The sequence below is a fragment of the Neobacillus rhizophilus genome, from assembly GCF_018343535.1.
GTDB classification, from domain to species: Bacteria; Bacillota; Bacilli; order Bacillales; family Cytobacillaceae; genus Neobacillus; species Neobacillus rhizophilus.
On sequence record NZ_JAGYPF010000005.1, the window covers coordinates 489016 to 509243 of the forward strand.

General features: G+C 44.2%; 19 protein-coding genes. 13 read left to right on the plus strand and 6 right to left on the minus strand.

The window, feature by feature from the left end; translation table 11 throughout:
- Window positions 1-36: 36 nt before the first annotated feature.
- The 8 genes from scpA (at window position 37) to KHA99_RS25360 (ending at window position 8301) form a co-directional block, all read left to right on the plus strand.
- The gene (scpA, locus tag KHA99_RS25325) at window positions 37-2178 is read left to right on the plus strand and encodes a methylmalonyl-CoA mutase (protein ID WP_372447639.1); all 2142 of its coding nucleotides are present in this window, start codon (window positions 37-39) and stop codon (window positions 2176-2178) included.
- Window positions 2179-3303, plus strand: coding sequence for a methylmalonyl Co-A mutase-associated GTPase MeaB (gene meaB / locus KHA99_RS25330; protein WP_213120260.1), 1125 nt, complete (start codon window positions 2179-2181; stop codon window positions 3301-3303).
- Between the two features lie 108 nt (window positions 3304-3411).
- Window positions 3412-3849 (plus strand): BrxA/BrxB family bacilliredoxin, encoded by a 438-nt coding sequence (locus KHA99_RS25335; protein ID WP_213120261.1) that lies wholly within the window; start codon window positions 3412-3414, stop codon window positions 3847-3849.
- A 188-nt stretch (window positions 3850-4037) separates the two neighbouring features.
- A complete protein-coding gene (locus KHA99_RS25340) occupies window positions 4038-4823 on the plus strand; it encodes a transporter substrate-binding domain-containing protein (RefSeq protein WP_213120262.1) in 786 nt (261 codons plus the stop codon).
- Between the two features lie 84 nt (window positions 4824-4907).
- Window positions 4908-5567, plus strand: a complete 660-nt coding sequence (locus KHA99_RS25345) for an amino acid ABC transporter permease (protein ID WP_213120263.1) — start codon at window positions 4908-4910, stop codon at window positions 5565-5567.
- Complete coding sequence (locus tag KHA99_RS25350; protein ID WP_213120264.1) at window positions 5560-6282, plus strand: amino acid ABC transporter ATP-binding protein; 723 nt, start codon at window positions 5560-5562, stop codon at window positions 6280-6282. Before KHA99_RS25345 ends, KHA99_RS25350 begins: the two co-directional genes overlap by 8 nt.
- Window positions 6283-6345: 63 nt before the next feature.
- Entirely contained in the window at window positions 6346-6855 is a 510-nt protein-coding gene (locus KHA99_RS25355) for a L,D-transpeptidase (RefSeq protein WP_372447640.1), read from the plus strand.
- A gap of 183 nt (window positions 6856-7038) precedes the next feature.
- Window positions 7039-8301: an RNA-guided endonuclease InsQ/TnpB family protein gene (locus KHA99_RS25360; RefSeq protein ID WP_213120266.1), complete on the plus strand. Its 1263-nt coding sequence runs from the start codon at window positions 7039-7041 to the stop codon at window positions 8299-8301.
- Between the two features lie 139 nt (window positions 8302-8440).
- Here the strand turns inward: KHA99_RS25360 and prli42 are convergent, their stop codons facing one another.
- Window positions 8441-8539: a stressosome-associated protein Prli42 gene (gene prli42 / locus KHA99_RS25365; RefSeq protein ID WP_213120267.1), complete on the minus strand. Its 99-nt coding sequence runs from the start codon at window positions 8537-8539 to the stop codon at window positions 8441-8443.
- Window positions 8540-8698: 159 nt separating this feature from the next.
- Here prli42 and mce point away from each other — a divergent pair, with 159 nt between their 5' ends.
- The 3 genes from mce to KHA99_RS25380 all read left to right on the plus strand — a co-directional run bounded on the left by mce (window position 8699) and on the right by KHA99_RS25380 (window position 11886).
- Window positions 8699-9112, plus strand: a complete 414-nt coding sequence (gene mce, locus KHA99_RS25370; protein WP_213120268.1) for a methylmalonyl-CoA epimerase — start codon at window positions 8699-8701, stop codon at window positions 9110-9112.
- A gap of 4 nt (window positions 9113-9116) precedes the next feature.
- Complete coding sequence (locus KHA99_RS25375; protein ID WP_213120269.1) at window positions 9117-10664, plus strand: acyl-CoA carboxylase subunit beta; 1548 nt, start codon at window positions 9117-9119, stop codon at window positions 10662-10664.
- 100 nt (window positions 10665-10764) lie between these two features.
- Window positions 10765-11886: a tripeptidase T gene (locus KHA99_RS25380; RefSeq protein ID WP_213120270.1), complete on the plus strand. Its 1122-nt coding sequence runs from the start codon at window positions 10765-10767 to the stop codon at window positions 11884-11886.
- Between the two features lie 387 nt (window positions 11887-12273).
- Here KHA99_RS25380 and KHA99_RS25385 read toward each other — a convergent pair whose 3' ends face one another.
- Entirely contained in the window at window positions 12274-12501 is a 228-nt protein-coding gene (locus KHA99_RS25385; protein ID WP_213120271.1) for a hypothetical protein, read from the minus strand.
- A gap of 114 nt (window positions 12502-12615) precedes the next feature.
- Between KHA99_RS25385 and KHA99_RS25390 the strand changes: the two genes are divergently transcribed.
- On the plus strand, window positions 12616-13884 hold the full coding sequence (locus KHA99_RS25390) for a DNA polymerase IV (protein WP_213120272.1): 1269 nt from the start codon (window positions 12616-12618) through the stop codon (window positions 13882-13884).
- Between the two features lie 31 nt (window positions 13885-13915).
- Here KHA99_RS25390 and zwf read toward each other — a convergent pair whose 3' ends face one another.
- Window positions 13916-15409: a glucose-6-phosphate dehydrogenase gene (gene zwf, locus KHA99_RS25395; protein ID WP_213120273.1), complete on the minus strand. Its 1494-nt coding sequence runs from the start codon at window positions 15407-15409 to the stop codon at window positions 13916-13918.
- Window positions 15410-15577: 168 nt separating this feature from the next.
- On the opposite strand from zwf, the gene rnz reads away from it, so the two are divergent.
- The gene (gene rnz, locus KHA99_RS25400) at window positions 15578-16519 is read left to right on the plus strand and encodes a ribonuclease Z (protein ID WP_213120274.1); all 942 of its coding nucleotides are present in this window, start codon (window positions 15578-15580) and stop codon (window positions 16517-16519) included.
- 231 nt (window positions 16520-16750) lie between these two features.
- On the opposite strand, the gene namA is transcribed toward rnz, so the two are convergent.
- The 3 genes from namA to proC form a co-directional block, all read right to left on the minus strand.
- Window positions 16751-17770: an NADPH dehydrogenase NamA gene (gene namA / locus KHA99_RS25405; protein ID WP_213120275.1), complete on the minus strand. Its 1020-nt coding sequence runs from the start codon at window positions 17768-17770 to the stop codon at window positions 16751-16753.
- Window positions 17771-17845: 75 nt separating this feature from the next.
- Entirely contained in the window at window positions 17846-18994 is a 1149-nt protein-coding gene (locus tag KHA99_RS25410) for a glycosyltransferase family 2 protein (protein ID WP_213120276.1), read from the minus strand.
- Window positions 18995-19056: 62 nt separating this feature from the next.
- A complete protein-coding gene (gene proC, locus KHA99_RS25415; protein ID WP_213120277.1) occupies window positions 19057-19896 on the minus strand; it encodes a pyrroline-5-carboxylate reductase in 840 nt (279 codons plus the stop codon).
- Window positions 19897-20228: the final 332 nt, after the last annotated feature.

Here is a 20228-nt window from a genome sequence, read left to right on the forward strand (position 1 = left end):
TTTCAAAACGCAATACTGTTTGAGAACCAGAATTTTATCACGGAAGAAGCATGGCGGGAAAAAGTGGATAGAGAGATTGCATCCTCTCTTGATGATTTACTGTTCGAAACCAATGAACAAATAAAGCTAAAACCGATTTATACAAAGGAAGACCGAGAAGGGACAGAACAGCTCGGCAGCCTGCCGGGGCTTCCTCCATATACAAGGGGACCATATCCGACCATGTATGTGAACCGTCCTTGGACAGTCAGGCAGTATGCCGGCTTCTCCACTGCCGAAGAGAGTAACGCCTTTTACCGCCGCAATCTGGCGATGGGGCAAAAAGGCTTATCGGTGGCATTTGACCTGGCCACTCACCGCGGCTATGACTCTGACCATCCAAGGGTAGTTGGTGACGTTGGCAAAGCTGGGGTGGCAATTGATTCAGTGCTCGATATGAAAACCCTCTTTGACGGGATTCCGCTCGATCAAATGTCCGTTTCCATGACGATGAATGGCGCCGTTCTTCCGGTACTGGCTTTTTACATCGTAACGGCCGAAGAACAGGGAGTCAGCCAGGAAAAACTGTCCGGAACGATTCAAAATGATATTCTAAAAGAGTACATGGTCAGGAATACGTATATTTATCCGCCAGAAATGTCGATGAAGATCATTGCCGATATCTTCGAATATACGTCCAAATACATGCCTAAGTTTAATAGCATTAGTATTTCTGGCTATCATATGCAGGAGGCCGGAGCACCTGCCGATATCGAACTCGCTTATACGTTAGCGGACGGCTTGGAGTATGTAAGAACCGGACTTAAAGCCGGAATCGAAATTGATTCATTTGCCCCAAGACTGTCCTTTTTCTGGGCCATCGGTATGAACTACTTCATGGAAGTGGCCAAAATGCGGGCTGCAAGATATATCTGGGCAAAAATGATGAAATCCTTCCATCCGAAAAACGAAAAATCAATGGCACTCCGTACCCATTCGCAAACATCAGGCTGGAGTTTGACCGAGCAGGATCCGTTTAATAATGTAACCCGGACGCTGATTGAAGCGCATGCGGCGGCAATGGGCCACACACAATCTCTTCACACAAATGCGTTGGATGAAGCGATTGCCCTGCCGACAGACTTTTCAGCAAGGATTGCTCGTAATACGCAGTTATTTTTACAAGAAGAAACGGGCATAACCAAGGTTATCGACCCGTGGGCAGGCTCCTACTATGTGGAAAAACTGACCGATGAATTAATCAAGCGGGCTTGGACACATATCGAGGAGATTGAAAATCTCGGCGGAATGGCGAAGGCTATTGAAACCGGGCTGCCAAAGATGAAAATTGAAGAGGCGGCCGCAAGGAGACAGGCACAAATCGACTCTGCGAAAGAAACGATTATTGGGGTCAATCGCTACCGGCTTGAAAAAGAAGAGCCAATTGATATTTTGGACATTGACAATACAGCTGTCCGTTTAAAACAAATCGAAAAACTAAATTCCTTAAAAGCAAATCGGGATGCACAGAAAGTGCAAGAGGCTTTAATAACTTTAGCCAATGCGGCTGCTTCTGGCGAAGGAAATCTATTAGAACTTGCTGTCAAGGCGGCACGCGAAAGAGCGACGCTAGGCGAAATTTCCGATGCGATAGAAAAAGCGGCGGGGCGTCATAAAGCTATCATCCGTTCCATCAGCGGCGTCTACAGCACTTCTTTTACAAACGAGGAAGAAATTGCCGAAGTCCAAAGAATGACAGAGGAATTCCTAGAAAATGAAGGCAGACGTCCGCGGATTCTGATTGCGAAAATGGGGCAGGACGGCCATGATCGCGGGGCGAAGGTCATTTCCACGGCATTTGCCGATCTTGGATTTGATGTCGATATCGGCCCGCTCTTCCAAACACCGGAGGAAACAGCCCTGCAAGCTGTGGAAAATGACGTTCACGTGATCGGAATGAGTTCACTGGCTGCTGGTCATAAGACGCTCCTTCCACAGCTTATTGCTGAATTGAAAAAAATCGGCCGTGAGGATATTTTGGTTGTTGTCGGCGGCGTTATCCCCGCTCAGGATTATCAATTCTTATATGACAATGGTGCGGCTGCCATCTTTGGTCCTGGTACAATTATTCCAGTAGCTGCACAAAAGGTAATCAAGGAGATATATAGACAGCTTGGTTACGAGGAAGTGGCAAATTAGATGACGGGTGAACAAAGACCGGAATGGGCAAACCCGGATGAGCCGGATAAATTTTCTACTGTCATTAGGAAAGGGCAGGAGCAGATTACAGGTGAAGTCACTTTTCAAAAAAATGTCCGTTTTCAGAAACGCGGGTCGACTGAGCCCTCGCTAGACGAATTGTATGAAGGAGTCTTAAAAGGTGATCGAAGCCTGCTAGCCCGGGCGATTACCCTTGTGGAAAGCAATGCCGAACAGCATTTTCAAAAAGCGCAAGCGCTCCTGCAAAAACTGCTTGGGCACTCCGGAAAGTCGATTCGCATCGGCATTACCGGGGTGCCGGGGGCCGGAAAAAGCACATTTATAGAGGCGTTTGGAACCTATCTATGTGAACTCGGCTTAAAAGTTGCTGTGTTGGCAATTGACCCTAGCTCAAAGATTAGCGGTGGCAGTATCCTGGGTGATAAAACACGAATGGAAAAATTAGCCCGGAATCCAAAAGCATTTATTCGTCCATCGCCAACGGCGGGGAAGCTTGGCGGGGTTCACCGGAAAACAAGGGAAGCAATGCTGATTTGTGAAGCGGCTGGCTTTGATGTCATATTAATAGAAACGGTCGGTGTAGGCCAAAGTGAAGTTATCATTCGTGATATGGTCGACTTTTTCATGCTTCTTGTCCTGACCGGTGCTGGTGACGAATTGCAGGGAATGAAAAAAGGCATTATGGAACTGGCCGATTGCCTCATCGTCCACAAGGCGGACGGGGCAAATAAGCAAAATGCCGAGAAAACGAGAAAAGAATATAACCGTATCCTGCATTTTCTCCAGCCGGCCACAAAGGGATGGGGAACAAAAGCCTATACCTGTTCGTCTTTAACCGACGAGGGAATCGCAGATATCTGGAAGGTCATCCAAACCTTCGAAACGACTGTGAAAGCCTCAGGCGTTTTCGACGAAAGAAGAAAATTTCAATCCAGAGAATGGCTGTATTCGATGATCACTGATCAGCTTCACTATCATTTCTTTCATCACCCTGGTGTGAAGAATTTGCTTCCCAAGTATGAAAACGAAGTCATCACAGGGGACGTAACTGTGGCCACAGCCGTGGAAAAGCTTTATGAGACATTTATAAACTCTAATCAATAGCTGCCGATTCATCGGCAGCTTTTCTTTTTCAGATCAGGAATAATCATTTGAAAAAAACATATTTTAACTGTTATGATGTAGGTATGTAAGACATAAGGAGTGAATTCAATGAGCATGGATTTTAATATTTTTATGAATGATGTTGTCCGCCAGGCGCGTCAGGAAATCTCCACTGCCGGATACCAAGAGCTTAAGACAGCCGATGAGGTTGAAGAGGCTTTAAACCAAAAGGGTACAACTCTAGTCATGATTAATTCTGTTTGCGGCTGCGCCGGCGGTATTGCCCGTCCAGCGGCAGCTTACTCCGTTCATTATGATAAGCGCCCAGATCATCTAGTAACGGTTTTTGCCGGTCAGGATAAAGAAGCGACAGAAAAGGCAAGAAGCTATTTCACAGGCTATCCGCCATCCTCTCCTTCCTTCGCCTTATTAAAGGACGGAAAGATTTGTTCCATGATTGAAAGACATCAGATTGAAGGCTTTGACCCAGCAACAGTGGTTGCCAAGCTTCAGCAGGAATTTGATAAATATTGCGAAGAAATTTAATTCATGTAAGCCAATCTCTATAAATGAGGTTGGCTTTTTCTATGGAAAAAATTACTTTAGGAAAATATTTATTTATTTTTAAAAATATATTTGCATAATTATTTATATGTGTTAAAATTCATTACGTTGAATAATTATTAATTACACAAACTACTATTTTAATAAAATACTTCAGGGGGAGAGCAAACATGAAAAAAGCAATCATCTTAGCTTTATCATTGATGCTGACAGTTGGAATGCTGGCAGCATGCGGTACAGAGGAAAAGGCAAGCAAAGCGAGCGAAGGTAAAAAAGTTCTGGTAATGGGAACTTCTGCTGACTATGCTCCATTTGAATATGTTGATTCAAAGAAAAGCGATGACATTATCGGGTTTGATGTAGATTTAGCAAAAGCGATCACTAGCAAGCTTGGTTATAAATTGGAAGTTAAGGATATGGACTTCAACGGTTTAATCCAGGCTCTTAAATCAGGTCAAGCAGACTTTGTTTTAGCAGGCATGACACCAACTGAAAAAAGAAAGAAAAACGTAGATTTCAGTGATATTTATTATACTGCCGGTTTCATGATTGTTTCAAATAAAGACAGCGGGATTACTAAACTTGAGGATTTAAAAGGAAAAACAGTTGGGGTCCAATTGGGTTCCATTCAAGAAGGACAAGCTAAAGAGATTGCGAAGACAGTAGATATTAAAATTGAAAATCGCAATCGTGTTCCTGACTTAATTCAAGAAATTAAAGCAGGCCGATTTGATGCAGCGATTATCGAAGATACAGTAGCAAAAGGGTATTTTGCAAAGGAAAAGGATCTTAAAGGCTTTATTTACAATAATGATGAATCAGAAGACACAGGTTCTGCCATTGCATTTCCAAAGAATAGCGACTTAACAGAAAAGTTTAATAAAGAGTTAAAGAAAATGAAGGAAAGCGGCGAACTGGATAAACTTATTGTGAAATGGTTCGGCGGCGAGGAATAATTCCTCAAATTTAGGAGACGCTTTTGAAGAAGTATTTTCTTCTAAGCGTCTCTACTATTTTTACTAGGAAAGGAAAGTCACAGAATGAACTTAGATTTTACTCAATTCATTCCTTCCATGCCCTATATTTTAAAAGGAATAATTGTTACGTTAAAAATTGTTATTCTAGCAGGGATATTAGGGTTTATCTTCGGAATTATTCTCTCATTATTTAAAATCAGCAAATTTAAAGTACTCGGCTGGATTGCCGATGTTTATACATCCATCTTTCGCGGGACCCCGCTTGTTTTACAGTTAATGTTAATTTATTTTGGTTCGCCGCAGATATTTGGCTTTCAGATAGAGGCGTACACAGCGGCCGTGTTATCCTTTGCCCTAAATTCAGGAGCTTATATTTCCGAAATTATCCGTGCCGGCATTCTCGCAGTTGATAAGGGCCAGCAGGAAGCTGCAATGGCGTTAGGTGTACCTTACCGAAAAATGATGTGGGATATTATCTTGCCGCAGGCCCTTAAGAACATTCTGCCTGCATTAATGAACGAATTTATCACTCTGACGAAGGAGTCTGCGATTGTGACCACCATTGGGGTTCTGGACATTATGCGCCGTTCCTATCAAGTGGGTGCAGAATACTACTCATATTTTGAACCATTGTTAATCGCCGGCTTAATCTATTACTTAATGGTTATCACCTTGACCTTCCTAGGAAAAGCGGTTGAAAGGAGAATGAGACGCAGTGATTAAGGTAGAAGATTTGCATAAGAGCTATGGGAAATTAGAAGTGTTAAAGGGCATTACGACGACTATTCATTCCGGTGAAGTCGTGGCCATCATTGGCCCGTCAGGATCGGGAAAATCTACCTTTTTACGCTGCATGAACCTGCTCGAAGAACCGACTGGCGGTAGGGTCTGGGTAGGGGACCAAGATGTTACTGATAAAAAAAACAATATCATGAAGATTCGCCAAAATGTCGGAATGGTGTTTCAGCATTTTCACCTATTCCCACACAAAACGGTTTTACAAAATCTCACCTATGCCCCGATGAAAGTAAAAGGATTAGCAAAAGCGGAGGCGGAAAAAATCGCTTTTGAATTACTTGAAAAAGTAGGCTTATCGGAAAAAGCGAATGAATATCCAACCAGATTATCCGGCGGTCAAAAGCAGCGTGTGGCCATCGCAAGAGCGTTAGCGATGCAGCCTGAGGTAATGCTGTTTGATGAGCCAACCTCAGCACTTGATCCGGAAATGGTCAAGGAAGTGCTCGAGGTAATGAAATACCTAGCCCACACAGGAATGACAATGGCAATTGTTACCCATGAAATGGGCTTTGCCAGAGAAGTCGCGGACCGTGTTCTGTTTCTTGACGGCGGAGTACTTGTCGAGGATACCGCCCCAGACGAATTTTTCACGAATCCTAAGAGCAAAAGGGCACAGGAATTCTTAGAAAAAATGTTATAACGACGTGCATGAACGACAGAAAAATGTACAAACTAGGGGGAAAACGGCAGGAGGATGATTATGATCAAAATCTTTTCGTCAATCCTGATGGCACTTTCCCTATCCCCAATTTGGCCATTGGGGTCGAACCCATTGCCAGGTGACCCATTTGTAATTGTTAACAAGAGTAATAATGAACTTGCCTTTATTAGTGAGAATAGAGTCCAAACCGTGGTCAGTGTCGGCACGGGAAAGACAGAGGATTTAACACCGGAGGGCCTGTTTACGATTACGGTAAAAGCAGAGAATCCATACTATCGCCGCAGCGACATTCCAGGGGGTGACCCGAAGAATCCGCTGGGTTCTAGGTGGATTGGTTTTGACGCAAGGGAAACGGATGGCAGAATCTACGGCATTCATGGCACCAATCAGCCGGCATCTGTTGGAAAATATGTATCTCAAGGATGCATCCGGGCGCAAAATGAGGTGATTACCTCATTATTTCCATTGATTCCGCTTGGGACAAAAATTTTAGTAACATCATCCAAAAAATCATTTGAAGCACTGGCGGAGGAAGCTGGTGCTATCAAATAAGTGAAAGGGACTGTTCGGATTCGAACAGTCCCTTAATTATTTATCAAAATGAGGCGTAAAACCCTATATTTTTACGAGGATATAAGCCTCATTTTTGTGGGATTTTGCGAATGGTTGCTCACTGTTTTCGATTGCAAACATATGTTCTGTATGGTAAAATTTAACATAGGGTAGGTGAAGAAAATGAGTCTGAAAAAGCAGAAGAAAAAAGAGGCGTCTGGAGACATTCTAATTAGAAAATTTCCATTGCGTTTAACTGAATGTGAAAGAGAATTGGTTGACAGATTAAGAATAGAATCTGCCAGACTTTGGAATGACATTTTGGATCTTCATTGGTGGCTCTATGATGTTTACAAACTTTGGACGAATGCATCAGATAAGAAAAAATGGTTTAATGCTAAATCTCACACTCTTCATTCTCAAACCATCCAAGCTATCATCGAATTACATGAAGAAACTTGTGAACGTACAAAAAAACAACGGGACGATGGAAATAAAAATTGGAAGTATCCATGGAAGTACAAGCGTTTCTTCTCTGTAAAATACAAAAAATCAGCCATAAGTTTAGAATCAAATGGGTACTTAAAATTTAGTAATGGCGGAAAAGAAAAACCGCTGTATGTTAAAAAACCGAAGCATATTGATTTCGGTTCGATTAAGAATGCAGAGATCGTTTGGCACCGAAATGAATATTGGCTTCACTTGGGCGTGGAATTGACAAAAAGAGATAAAGTGGCAGGTGAAAACAATGCTGGCGGAGATTTAGGTATCATTCACGCCATTACGCTTTCTAATGGTAAAAATCACTTCATCATTTCTGGAAAAGAGCTTCGTTCTTTGCACCGATTAAGAAATAAAACTTTAGCAAAACTCCAAAAGAAAATTAGTAAAAAACAAAAAGGTTCCAATGCTCGTTATAAATTGATTCTTCGCAAACGCCGTTTTTTAGAAAAAATGGAACGAAAAATCGAATACATCGAACATTGTATCTCTAAGCAAGTAGTGAATTGGTGCGAAGAGAACCAAATTAAGACGCTTTTCATAGGTACACCTGAGGGTGTTCAAAGAGGAACGAAGAAAAAGAGAAAAACCAGAAATGAACAAAGGCAACAACTATCCAATTGGAGTTTCGGAAGGCTGACAAGATTAATCACCTATAAACTGAAATTGATCGGGACTGAGGTTATAATGCAAGAAGAGAGTTACACTTCAGGGACCTGCCCGAAATGTGGAACGTACTCTAAACAGAGTAGTCGTAATTTTAACTGTCCGTGTGGAGAAATAGGCCATCGTGATGTAGTGGGTGCTATAAACATATTGGACAAAGGGTTGAATAGGGGAATAACCAAAGGAAGAACCCTTCCTAAAATCGAAAATACAAAGTATCGTCGAGTGAATCTTGTACCGATTGTCAAAAGCAAGAAGTACAAGCTAACAGTGGCGTAGTGCCTATGATTGGGCTGCGGTATGTGGTTTTAACCACATGTCGTAATGAACTGGAGAGGCCGTAAGACCCGGAGGCTCCGGCCGAAAGGCAACCTTGATGAAGGTTTGAAAAAGAATCCCCTGCATTTATGAGGAGAAGTCAAGATAAGAACTGGGCAATTCCAATTAGAAGAGTGGAAGCCAGCATAGCAAAGAGCATTAAATAAACAATAATTTTTCTGGATTTTTTATTTTTCAAAAGAAATGCCTCCCTTAATTAAAGGTTTTATCTATATTGTACTTGTAAAAGCCCAAATGGACAACGGAACAACTCAGCAATTCAGGAAGGATTTATGAACTTTTTCACGAATAATGTTATTGTCGAATTTATGTTAAAATTGAAAAAAGGGGATTAGTAATGATTAAAAAAATCGATCATATTGGAATTGCTGTAAAGTCTCTGGAGGCGACCCTTCCCTTTTATACGGAAGTGTTAAAGCTCCCGCTGTTAAAGATTGAAGAAGTGGCCAGCCAAAAGGTAAAGGTGGCATTTTTGCAGGCCGGCGAGACTAAGCTTGAGCTTCTCGAGCCAACTTCAGAGGAGAGTACGATTGCCAGCTTTATTGAAAAACGCGGCGAGGGCATTCACCATGTGGCTCTAGGGGTGGAATCGATTGAAGCAAGAATTGCCGAAATGAAAGAGCAAGGCATTCGAATGATTGATGAGGTGCCGAGGCCCGGAGCAGGCGGGGCAGATATTGCCTTCATGCATCCAAAGTCGGCATCGGGCGTTTTATTTGAGCTTTGTGAAAAGAAACAGACAAAGGGGTAACAAAATGGATATCTATGAAGTGTTAAACGAGCTGTATGACAAGCGCAGGGAGGTAGAACTCGGCGGCGGTGATGAACGGATTGAAAAGCAGCATGAAAAAGGGAAGCTAACAGCCCGCGAGCGAATTGACCTGTTAGTGGATAAGGGGACGTTTGTGGAACTAAATCCATTTATTGAGCACCGCACAAACGATTTTGGGATGGAAGACCAAAAGGGGCCTGGAGATGGCGTTGTTACTGGCTATGGAAAAGTGAATGGACGCCCGATCTATTTGTTTTCACAGGATTTTACTGTTTTTGGCGGCGCTTTGGGGGAAATGCATGCCAAAAAGATTGCTAATGTAATGGATTTGGCTGCCAAAAATGGCACCCCGTTTGTCGGCCTGAATGATTCCGGCGGCGCCCGCATTCAAGAAGGGGTTGTTTCCTTAGACGGGTATGGCCATATTTTTTATCGTAACTCCATTTATTCCGGAGTCATTCCGCAAATTTCTGTGATCATGGGTCCTTGTGCCGGCGGTGCCGTTTACTCACCGGCGATTACCGATTTTGTGTTCATGGTGGAAAAAACGAGCCAAATGTTCATTACCGGGCCGAAGGTTATTGAAACCGTTACCGGGGAGAAAATTTCGGCAGAAGACTTGGGCGGTGCCGGTGTACATAATACCATCAGCGGGAATGCTCATTTCCGCGGTGCAACCGAGGAAGAGGTATTGGCCAATGTGCGTAAGCTTCTAAGCTACTTGCCGCAGAATAATGAAGAAAAACCGCCAAGAGTGGAAGTGGCAGAAAAGGAAGATTACCGTCCTGATTTGACAGATGTGATTCCCTTTGATGCTGTCCGCCCATATGACGTACGAAATGTTATTGAACAGGTTGTTGACGCGGATTCCTTCATGGAAATTCACAAGGATTTTGCCAAAAATATTGTTGTTGGGTTTGCAAGAATTAAAGGGGAAACAGTCGGACTTGTTTGTAACCAGCCAAAAGTAATGGCCGGCGGTCTTGATATCGATTCTTCTGACAAAGCAGCACGATTCATTCGCACCTGCGATTCTTTTAATATCCCGATTATCACCTTTGAAGATGTAACTGGCTTCTTTCCGGGCGTTAAGCAGGAGCATGGCGGCATCATCCGCCACGGGGCAAAAATTTTATTTGCTTATTCAGAAGCGACCGTTCCGAAGTTGACGGTAATTCTGCGTAAAGCCTACGGCGGCGCGTATGTGGCGCTTAACAGTAAGTCGATTGGGGCGGATCTTGTGTTTGCCTGGCCGAATGCGGAGATTGCCGTCATGGGTCCGCAGGGAGCAGCTAATATTATTTTCGCAAAGGAAATCCAAAACAGTGATAACCCCGAACAGACTAGGCAGCAAAAAATTGAGGAATACCGTGAGAAATTTGCGAACCCTTATGTAGCGGCATCCAGGGGTATGGTAGATGACGTCATTGACCCGCGCGAAACTAGAATCAAATTAATCCAAGCTTTAGAAATGCTAAGGTCGAAGAAAGAATCGAGACCATATAAAAAGCACGGAAATATTCCGCTGTAGATTTTTTCAGGACCATTTTTAATGGTCCTTTCATTTGTAGACTCATTTGAAAAAAAGGTATACTGAAAAAGTAAAGTACATATATTGGAGGCTTCGGCAAATGATTAACCAAGAACGTCTTTTAAATGAATTTTTAGAACTGGTTCAAATTGATTCGGAAACTAAACATGAGGCCGAAATTGCTAAAGTGTTGAAGAAAAAGTTCAGTGACCTGGGACTAGACGTATATGAGGATGATACAACAGGCGTTACCGGACATGGCGCCGGCAACTTAGTCTGCACCCTTGCGGCAACGAAAGAAGGAGTAGACCCAATTTATTTTACTTCTCATATGGATACGGTTGTGCCTGCTAAAGGAGTTAAGCCTTCGATTAAAGACGGTTATGTTGTGACCGATGGAACGACTATTCTTGGAGCAGATGACAAAACAGGTTTGTCCGTTATGTTAGAAGTGATTCGAATCTTGAAGGAACAAAACATTGAACATGGACAAATTCAATTCGTGATTACCGCTGGGGAAGAATCCGGCCTTGTCGGGGCAAAAGCTTTGGATCCGTCATTGGTTAAGGCCAAATATGGCTACGCGCTTGACAGCGACGGGTTAGTCGGAAACGTGGTTGTGGCCGCACCGACCCAGGCGAAGATTAAAACGGTTATCTATGGAAAAACAGCCCATGCGGGGGTTGCACCGGAAAAAGGTGTTTCTGCCATTACGATTGCGGCAAAGTCTATCGCGAGAATGCCATTAGGGCGAATTGACCACGAGACAACTGCTAATATTGGACGCTTTGAGGGCGGCCAAGCGACAAACATTGTCTGCGACAGGGTTGACATTTTGGCTGAAGCCCGTTCATTGATTCCCGAAAAAATGGAAGCACAGGCTGCGAAAATGAAGGAAGCCTTTGAAACGGTTGCTTCGGAAATGGGCGGCCGCGCTGAGGTGAATGTAGAAGTGATGTATCCGGGCTTCAAATTTGGCGAAGGTGACCAGGTAGTGGAAATCGCCCGTAAAGCAGCTGCTAAAATTGGCCGCAGCTGCGAGTTGCAGCACAGCGGCGGCGGCAGCGACGCCAACGTCATCGCAGGCTTCGGCATTCCAACAGTGAACCTTGCTGTCGGGTACGAAGAAATCCACACTACCAATGAGCGCATGCCGATTGAAGAGCTTTACAAGCTTGGGGAAATGGTACTGGCGATCATTGATGAAGTGACAAATCAATAAGTTAATTTGAGGGGAGAGCCTTGGTTTTTAGGGTTCTCCTTTTCTTTAAAAGGTTATACTGTCAAAATTGGTTCAAATTTATCCAAAGGGTGTTACAAGCGTAGCAGGTGGTAAAAATAGCGGCCCTATTTTGCCCGAAGAGGAGTTGCAAGAGGGCTGGCGGTAAAAATAGCGGCCTTATTTTGCCCGAAGAGGAGTTATAGGAGGGCTGGCGGTAAAAATAGCGCGCGCCTTATTTTGTCCGAAGAGGAGTTGCAAGAGGACCGGCGGTAAAATAGCGGCCTTATTTTGCCCGAAGAGGAGTTGCAAGAGGGCTGGTGGTAAAAATAGCGGCCCTATTTTGCCCGAAGAGGAGTTGCAAGAGGGCCGGCGGTAAAAATAGCGGCCTTATTTTGCCCGAAGAGGAGTTATAGGAGGGCTGGCGGTAAAAATAGCGGCCCTATTTTGCCCGAAGAGGAGTTGCAAGAGGGTCGGCGGTAAAATAGCGGCCTTATTTTGCCCGAAGAGGAGTTGCAAGAGGGTCGGCGGTAAAATAGCGGCCTTATTTTGCCCGAAGAGGAGTTGCAAGCGAGCCAGCGGTAAAAATAGTGCCCCTATTTTGCCCAAAAAGGTCATCCAGAAAAGCCTCCGGTAAAATTTGAAAAGAATCCATCCATTCCCAAGCACCCAGCTCAGTGGTGTATAATAAAGGAAAACGAGAACCCAAAACTTATAAGGGATGTGCCTTTCATGAAGGAAATGTACCCAAAAAACGGGCGGGTCATTTTACATGTGGATATGAATAGCTTTTATGCCTCCGTGGAGATGGCGTACGATCCTTCGCTAAAAGGAAAGCCGCTTGCCATCGCCGGAAACGTTGAGGAGCGCAGAGGAATTATCGTCACATGCAGCTATGAAGCGCGAAAATTTGGCGTGAAAACAACGATGCCCCTTTGGGAAGCGAAAAAGCTATGCCCGCAGCTGATTGTCAAATCACCTAATTTTGACCGCTACCGGGCGGCCTCGATGGGCATGTTTGTTATCCTCAGACAGTACACAGACCTAGTTGAGCCAGTATCCATTGACGAGGGCTATATGGATATTACCGAAAGCTTTGAGTTCGGCAGTCCTATCGAAATCGCCCAAACCATTCAAAAAAGAATCCTTGAGCAGCTAGATTTACCCTGCAGCATCGGGATTGCCCCTAATAAATTTTTGGCTAAGACGGCTTCTGATATGAAAAAACCGATGGGAATCACGATTCTTCGCAAGCGTGATATTCCCTCCAAACTCTGGCCTTTAAATACAAACGAAATGCACGGTGTGGGTAAAAAGACAGCCGAAAAACTAAAAACCATCGGCATTCAAACCATTGGCGAACTGGCAAAAGCCAATGATATTCAGCTAAAAACACTGCTTGGCATCAATGGTATTCGTTTAAAAGAGCGGGCAAATGGAAATGACCACCGGCCTGTCGACCCGGAGTCGATTGATGAATTTAAAAGCATCGGCAATTCCACCACCCTGCCACGAGACGTCAGTAACCAGCAGGAGCTATTTCATGTCTTGGAATCGCTCGCGGAAACTGTTTCAGTTAGGCTGAAACGAAAAAATGTCCTGGCAACTACCATTGGTATAACCATTCGTTACAAAGATCGAAAGACCATCACCCGAAGTAAGAAACTAGCTAATCCAATCGCCCAAAAAGAGGAACTTGCTTCATTAGCCAAGCAGCTTCTATTAAAACATTGGAGCGGGGACCCGGTTAGATTGTTAGGAATCACTGGAACTGACCTAGTGGAACATGACAACGCTTATAAACAGCTGGATTTGTTTTCCTATGAAAAGGACGCCAAAAAAGAGCCGCTTCTTAAAACCCTTTCCAGCCTTCGTGACAAATATGGAAAAAATATTATCGAAACCGCGGGCACTCACCATTCCGATTCTGACGAAAACCGAGGTACTGCGACTAGCTTTAATAAAGATTTTTTACAAAAAAACAAAGAAAGCTCCCCTTAGCCTTATAAGAAGCCAAGCGGAGCTTTTGTTTTTATTTACAAATATCAACATACATATCGGACACTGGCCACCAGAAAAATCCATCCTTTTCCAACAGCTCGTCTGCCGCTTTAGGTCCCATTGATCCGGATTCATAATTTGGATATTCTGCTTTCTGGTTTTCCCAAACTTTAGAGATTTTATCGACAAACGCCCAAGAGTAGGCCACTTCATCCCAATGAGTGAAGTTTGTGGCATCACCGCGCATGCAATCATATAGCAGCTTTTCGTAGCCTTCAGGTGTGTTCATGGCATGGATACCGGTATTGGCAAAGCTCAGTTTTACTTCCTGAGCTTCCAAGTGGCCGCCCGCTTTTTTGGCATTGAGATGCAGGGTAATTCCTTCTTCCGGCTGAACGTGAATGACCAATAGGTTTGGATTCAGCATTTTTTCCGTCTGATAATACAAATTCATCGGGATGTCTTTAAATTGGACAACAATTTTAGTTGTTTTGGAAGTCATTCTTTTTCCTGTTCGAATGTAAAAAGGAACACCGGCCCAGCGGAAATTGTCAATCATGATTTTCCCGGCTACGAAGGTTTCGGTATTGGATCCCTGATCCACATTCGGTTCATCACGGTACCTTGGAACCGACTTTTCGGAAATTGTTCCCTCACCATACTGCCCGCGGACAAAATATTCTTTTACCTGCTCACCTTCTACAGAACGTAATGCCCGGAAAACACGAACTTTTTCAGACCGAATCTCATCCGTTGTCAGTTTGATTGGCGGCTCCATCGCCAGCAAGGCGACCATTTGCATCATATGGTTTTGCACCATATCCCTTAGTGCGCCGCTTGATTCATAATAGCGGCCCCGTTCTTCGACACCGAGCGTTTCGCTGGAGGTCACTTGAATATTGGATATATAGCGGTTATTCCAAAGCGGTTCAAAGATAGCATTAGCAAAACGAATTACCTCAATATTGCGGACCATTTCTTTGCCTAAATAGTGGTCAATCCGGTAAATTTCATTTTCAGAGAAAGCAGTCCTGATTTGCTTGTTTAATTCCATTGCCGATTCGAGGTCATGTCCAAACGGTTTTTCAATGACAAGCCGCTTGTAGCCTTTTACATCGGTAAGGCCGTCTGATTTTAAATGAAGGGCAATCGGTCCGAAGAACTCAGGAGCCATAGCCAGATAGAAAATGCGGTTGCCTTCAAGGCCGTAGTGACCGTCTATTTCATCCGCCAGTTTTTTTAATGCGGCATAGGAATTGGAATCCGCCACATCGTGACTTTGATAGTAGAAGTGGGACACAAACTCATCAAGGTTTGGCTTTTCTCCTAATGACGCAGTGACAGAATCCTTAACGGACTGCTTGAATTTTTCATGCGATTGCTGGGTTCTGGCAATCCCAATCACGGCAAATTTGTCTAAACGGCCGCGTTCATATAATCGATAAAGGGATGGAAACAGCTTTCGTTTGGATAAATCCCCGGTTGCTCCAAAAATCATGATTAATGATGACAGATTTTGATCCATTATGTATAAACCTCTTTCCTAGCGATAATAGCTTTTATATATCTTAGATTTCGCTAATATCTAAAATAGCATGTATCATTTTTGGAGGAAACAAATAAGCATTGGTTTATACTTTATGATATAGTAACGATAATGAAAAGTGGTACGGAGAAGAGAGGAGTTTTTACTGTGGATGTCTTTTTCTTAGGAACAGGGGCAGGTATGCCGGCCAAGCTTCGCAATGTGACATCAATTGCCCTCAAGCTCTTGGAGGAGCGCGGTTCTGTCTGGTTGTTCGATGCCGGCGAAGCAACCCAGCACCAAATCTTACATACATCCATCAAACCGCGGCGAATTGAAAAGATATTCGTTACCCATTTGCACGGTGATCATATTTACGGATTGCCCGGACTGTTATCGAGCCGGTCTTTTCAGGGTGGAGAAACGGAGGTTACAGTCTACGGACCGAAAGGGATTCGAGATTTCCTTCAAATAAGTCTTTCTATCAGCCAAACCTATTTAAAGTACCCGTTGAAAGTGGTCGATATTGAAGAAGGAATTGTTTTTGAAGATGAGCAATTTTCCGTGGAAGCCCGCCTGCTCGACCATGGAATTATGTCTTACGGATATCGGGTGGCTGAAAAAGACAGACCGGGAACCTTGCTGGCAGATAAACTGAAGGAAGCAGGCGTACAGCCAGGACCAATTTTTAAAAAAATTAAAGATGGGGAAACCGTTACGCTAGAAGATGGGCGGGTGATTGAACCTAATGAGTTTCTCGGACCCGCTCAGAAGGGCCGGGTTGTGACAATCCTTGGTGACACAAGATTCTGCGAAAATGCGATTTTCTTGGCTAAAGGGGCAGATCTGCTGGTTCATGAAGCAACATTTGCAAAGGGGGAAGACCAACTGGCATTTGACTACTTTCATTCCACAACCCATCAGGCTGCCGAAGTGGCGAAACGGGCAGAAGTAAAGCAGCTTTGCCTGACCCATATCAGTTCCCGTTATGACAAGCATGCCTGGCGGGAATTAGTCAAAGAGGCAGCCGAAGTCTTTTCAAATACCGATATTGCTGAGGATTTTAAGGAAATTAACATTCCATTAAAAGGTGAAAAGCACTTACCATAATCGGTGAGTGCTTTTCTAGCGGTGGTCTAGGAAATTTTAGATTAAGTCATTGTAGGTAACTTGTTACCAGGATAGACACGTCCAGCTCCAGCGCCCTAACGGCTAGTGTCCTTCGCTCTCCGCCCTATGATAAGTCAACATCAAATCGCTTGCGCTCTTCGTGTTTCCTTTATCTCAGTTGGAGAGCTCCAGGCCATACGCCGCTGACCAGGGCGCTTGCGCTTTTGTTACTTAAATCCAGCCACGCTCATATTGTTTTGGACCCTCGATGGAAACGCCGAGCTCCTTCGCTGCTTTGCGCGGCCAGTAGGGATCACGAAGCAATTCGCGTGCTAAAAAGATCAGGTCAGCCCGTTCGTTTTGCAAAATTTCCTCGGCATGGAGCGGAGAAGTGATTAGTCCGACCGCGCCTGTTTGGATGTCGGCACCATTTTTGATAGTTTCCGAATATTTAACTTGATAGCCCGGGTAAACATTAATCCGCGCCGGAACAATCGCACCGGAGCTGACGTCGATTAAATCAACATCCTGCTCCTTCATCCACTGGGCAAATGTAATGTAATCTTCCGGTGTTAATCCGTCTTCATGATAATCATTGGCAGAAACGCGGACAAACAGCGGGCCGTCCCAAACGGATTTAACAGCATCAATAACCTCGCGCAAGAAACGGTAGCGGTTTTCGGCGGATCCGCCGTATTCATCCGTTCGATTATTGGAAAGCGGGGATAAGAATTCATTAATCAAATACCCGTGGGCCCCGTGAATTTCAATCACATCAAAGCCCGCTTTTTTAATCCGTTCGGCCCCTTTTTTAAAAGCTTCGACGGTTGCTGTGATATCGTCCTTTGTCATTTCCTTCGGCGTTTTTGATTTTTCATTAAAAGCGATAACAGAAGGAGCTAATATTTCGCCTTCTAAAACAGCTTTTCTGCCGGCATGGGCAAGCTGGATGCCAATTTTGGCGCCATGTTCTTTAACAAGTCCGGCAAGCTCCTGGAAGCCTGCGATATGCTCATCGCTCCAGATTCCTAAATCCTGCGGTGAAATCCGTCCCTCCGGACTGACTGCCGTTGCCTCGACAATGATGAGGCCGACCTGCCCGACGGCTCTTGATGTATAGTGGGTGCGATGCCAGTTTTGCAGATGACCATCTTCATTATGGCTGGAGTACATACACATCGGCGCCATGACTATCCGATTTTTAAAGGTAATCCCCTTAACGGTGTAAGGAGAAAATAATTTTGCTGCCATTTGCGAACCTCCTAATTTTCAAAAATAAGCCACTAATAGTATAGCAAATGCTGTTATTTCATGAAAAAATCCTGCTTACTCATGGTCTCTCAGCTTGCTTAACGGATAAGTCGTTCCCCTCCATACAATCCCGCCCCGTTTAAAGGTCAGCCAGCTTGCCCTGATGATGGAATAAATAAACAATAAGGCGGTAAGTGGCAAAACGAAAAACAGGGCAGGAGAGAATACCGTCATTCTTCTGATAATCATGAAGTAATGAATGCCGCTTAGAAGGATATTTCCTAAACTAAGCAGGGCAATGGTTTTATTTCCGGAAAAAATCGTAATAAAAGGGAGAACATTAGTGGTGAATACTCCGAAAATAGCGAAAAACACCATGCTGATTCGATAGTTTAATCCGGCGAAGGTGTTTTTTTCGAGACCAACGAAAGCCTCGTGAAGGCTGCCGTACCACTCCACTTCAATTAGTTGGAGTGCTGTAACAATTCTTTGCCGAAAACCCTCTTTTTTTAAAAGCATTCCCAGCTGCAGGTCATCGTCGGGCCGCATCTTGATCCGTTCATGCGTGCCGAATGTTTCGTAAGCTTCTTTGCAAATTAGGTTAAAGGCGCCAATGCCTGTTCCTGTTTTCGATTTTGGATTATTCGCGAGCCACGGGCGTTTAAAATAGGAAAACCCAAACAGGAAAAAGGCGACGAAGGTTTTCAGCCAGAAGCTTTTTGCGGATAAATTCGGCGCGGCGGTTAAATGGTCAAGCTGGTGCTTTTCTGCATAATGGAGTGCCTTCGCGAATGCTTCTTTTTCGTATTTGATATCAGCATCGGTGAACAACAGCCATTTACCCTGTGCATTTTGTGCACCAGCGAATAAGGCGTGATTTTTGCCAAGCCAGCCATCGGGAAGGTCGTGAACATGGATGACTTTAACCCTTGAATCCTGGTGTGCCAATTGCTCCATTGATTTTCCGGTTTCATCAGTGGAGCGATCATTCACCAGGATCCACTCGACATTTTTATAGGTCTGATCAAGCTGGCTTAAAATACTTGCTTTAATATGTTTCTCTTCATTCCGAGCCGCAACAACGACCGATAATAATGGCCCGCAATCAAGAGGCTCCTCCCGCTCTAACGAATCTAATTTTCTTAAGCCGATCATTGCATCTAAGAGAAATACAAGCCAAACGAAGAGGCCTAATGAAAACAATAGAATAAGTATGTTTTCCATTTCCACAATCCTTTGTTTTGCGTCTTACTCTTAGTTTACCAAAATTTTAAAAAAGTCTCTTCCTAACGTTTCCCAACTTGCAGCTGGCTGCATAAGGCATCTCCCATTCTTTTAGATTGGGCTGCCGCAGCTTTAATACAGGAAATGAACGCTTTCTGCACGCCGTTTTCCTCAAGGACGCGAATACCCGCCTCAGTGGTTCCGCCCGGGCTTGTCACTTCCCGGCGTAATTGCTCCGGTGATTTGGAAGAGTTCTTGACCATTTCAGCGGCGCCGATTAACGTCTGCACAATCAGCTGTTTCGCCATTTCCTTTTCCAAGCCAATCTCGACCGCGCTTTTTTCCATTGTTTCAATCAAGTAATAAATATAGGCTGGGCCACTCCCGGATAGACCTGTTACCGCATCAAGCTGGACTTCCTCTACAAACTCCGCCAATCCGACTGTCCCGAAAAGCTGTCGAGCTGTTTCAAGCTGTTCTTCTGAAACACGACCATTCACGGCAATCGCCGTTGCGGATTTTCCGACTGCTGCCGATGTATTTGGCATTGCCCTTGCAATGGATAGTGGCTTTCCGGCGAGAGCTTCAATTGATTCCGTCGAAACACCTGCAAGAACGGATACAATCAGCATATCACCACGCAGATGGTCGCAAATATAATCGATCGCACTCGCTGCATCCTTCGGTTTCATCGCCAGCATGACAATGTCCGCCCCTGAAAAAAGAGCATTTAAATCGTACGTTCCAACAACACCATACCGATTCTCCAAGTCATTTAATCTTTCTTGGTTAGAGTTGTTGGTCACCCATACATTTTTCCGGTCTATTAAACCATTTTCAAGAATTCCTGAAATAAGGGCTTCCGCCATCGAACCCGCACCGATAATCGCCATCTTTTTCATGAAAAAATTCCCCCTTTTCACCGTGAATAAAATAAAAAAGACCCCTCATCCGTAAAGGACGAAAGGTCTTAGCTTCCGTGGTACCACCTTCATTTGCCCGGCTGCTATTTTCGCAGTTGGGCTTACTCAACACCGTTAACGCCGGGATACGTTAGGTTTGCCTAAATGCTCATAAGGTAGGTTCGATGTTCAAGAGGGCGGTGAAGTCTTTCAGCCTCCGGACTTCACTCTCTTTCGCCTTTTTCCATCTACTGGCCTTACTCATTGCATGTGAACGAATCAAATTTTAATAGTGATTATGCAGGAAAAATGGCTTGTCTGTCAAGAGATAA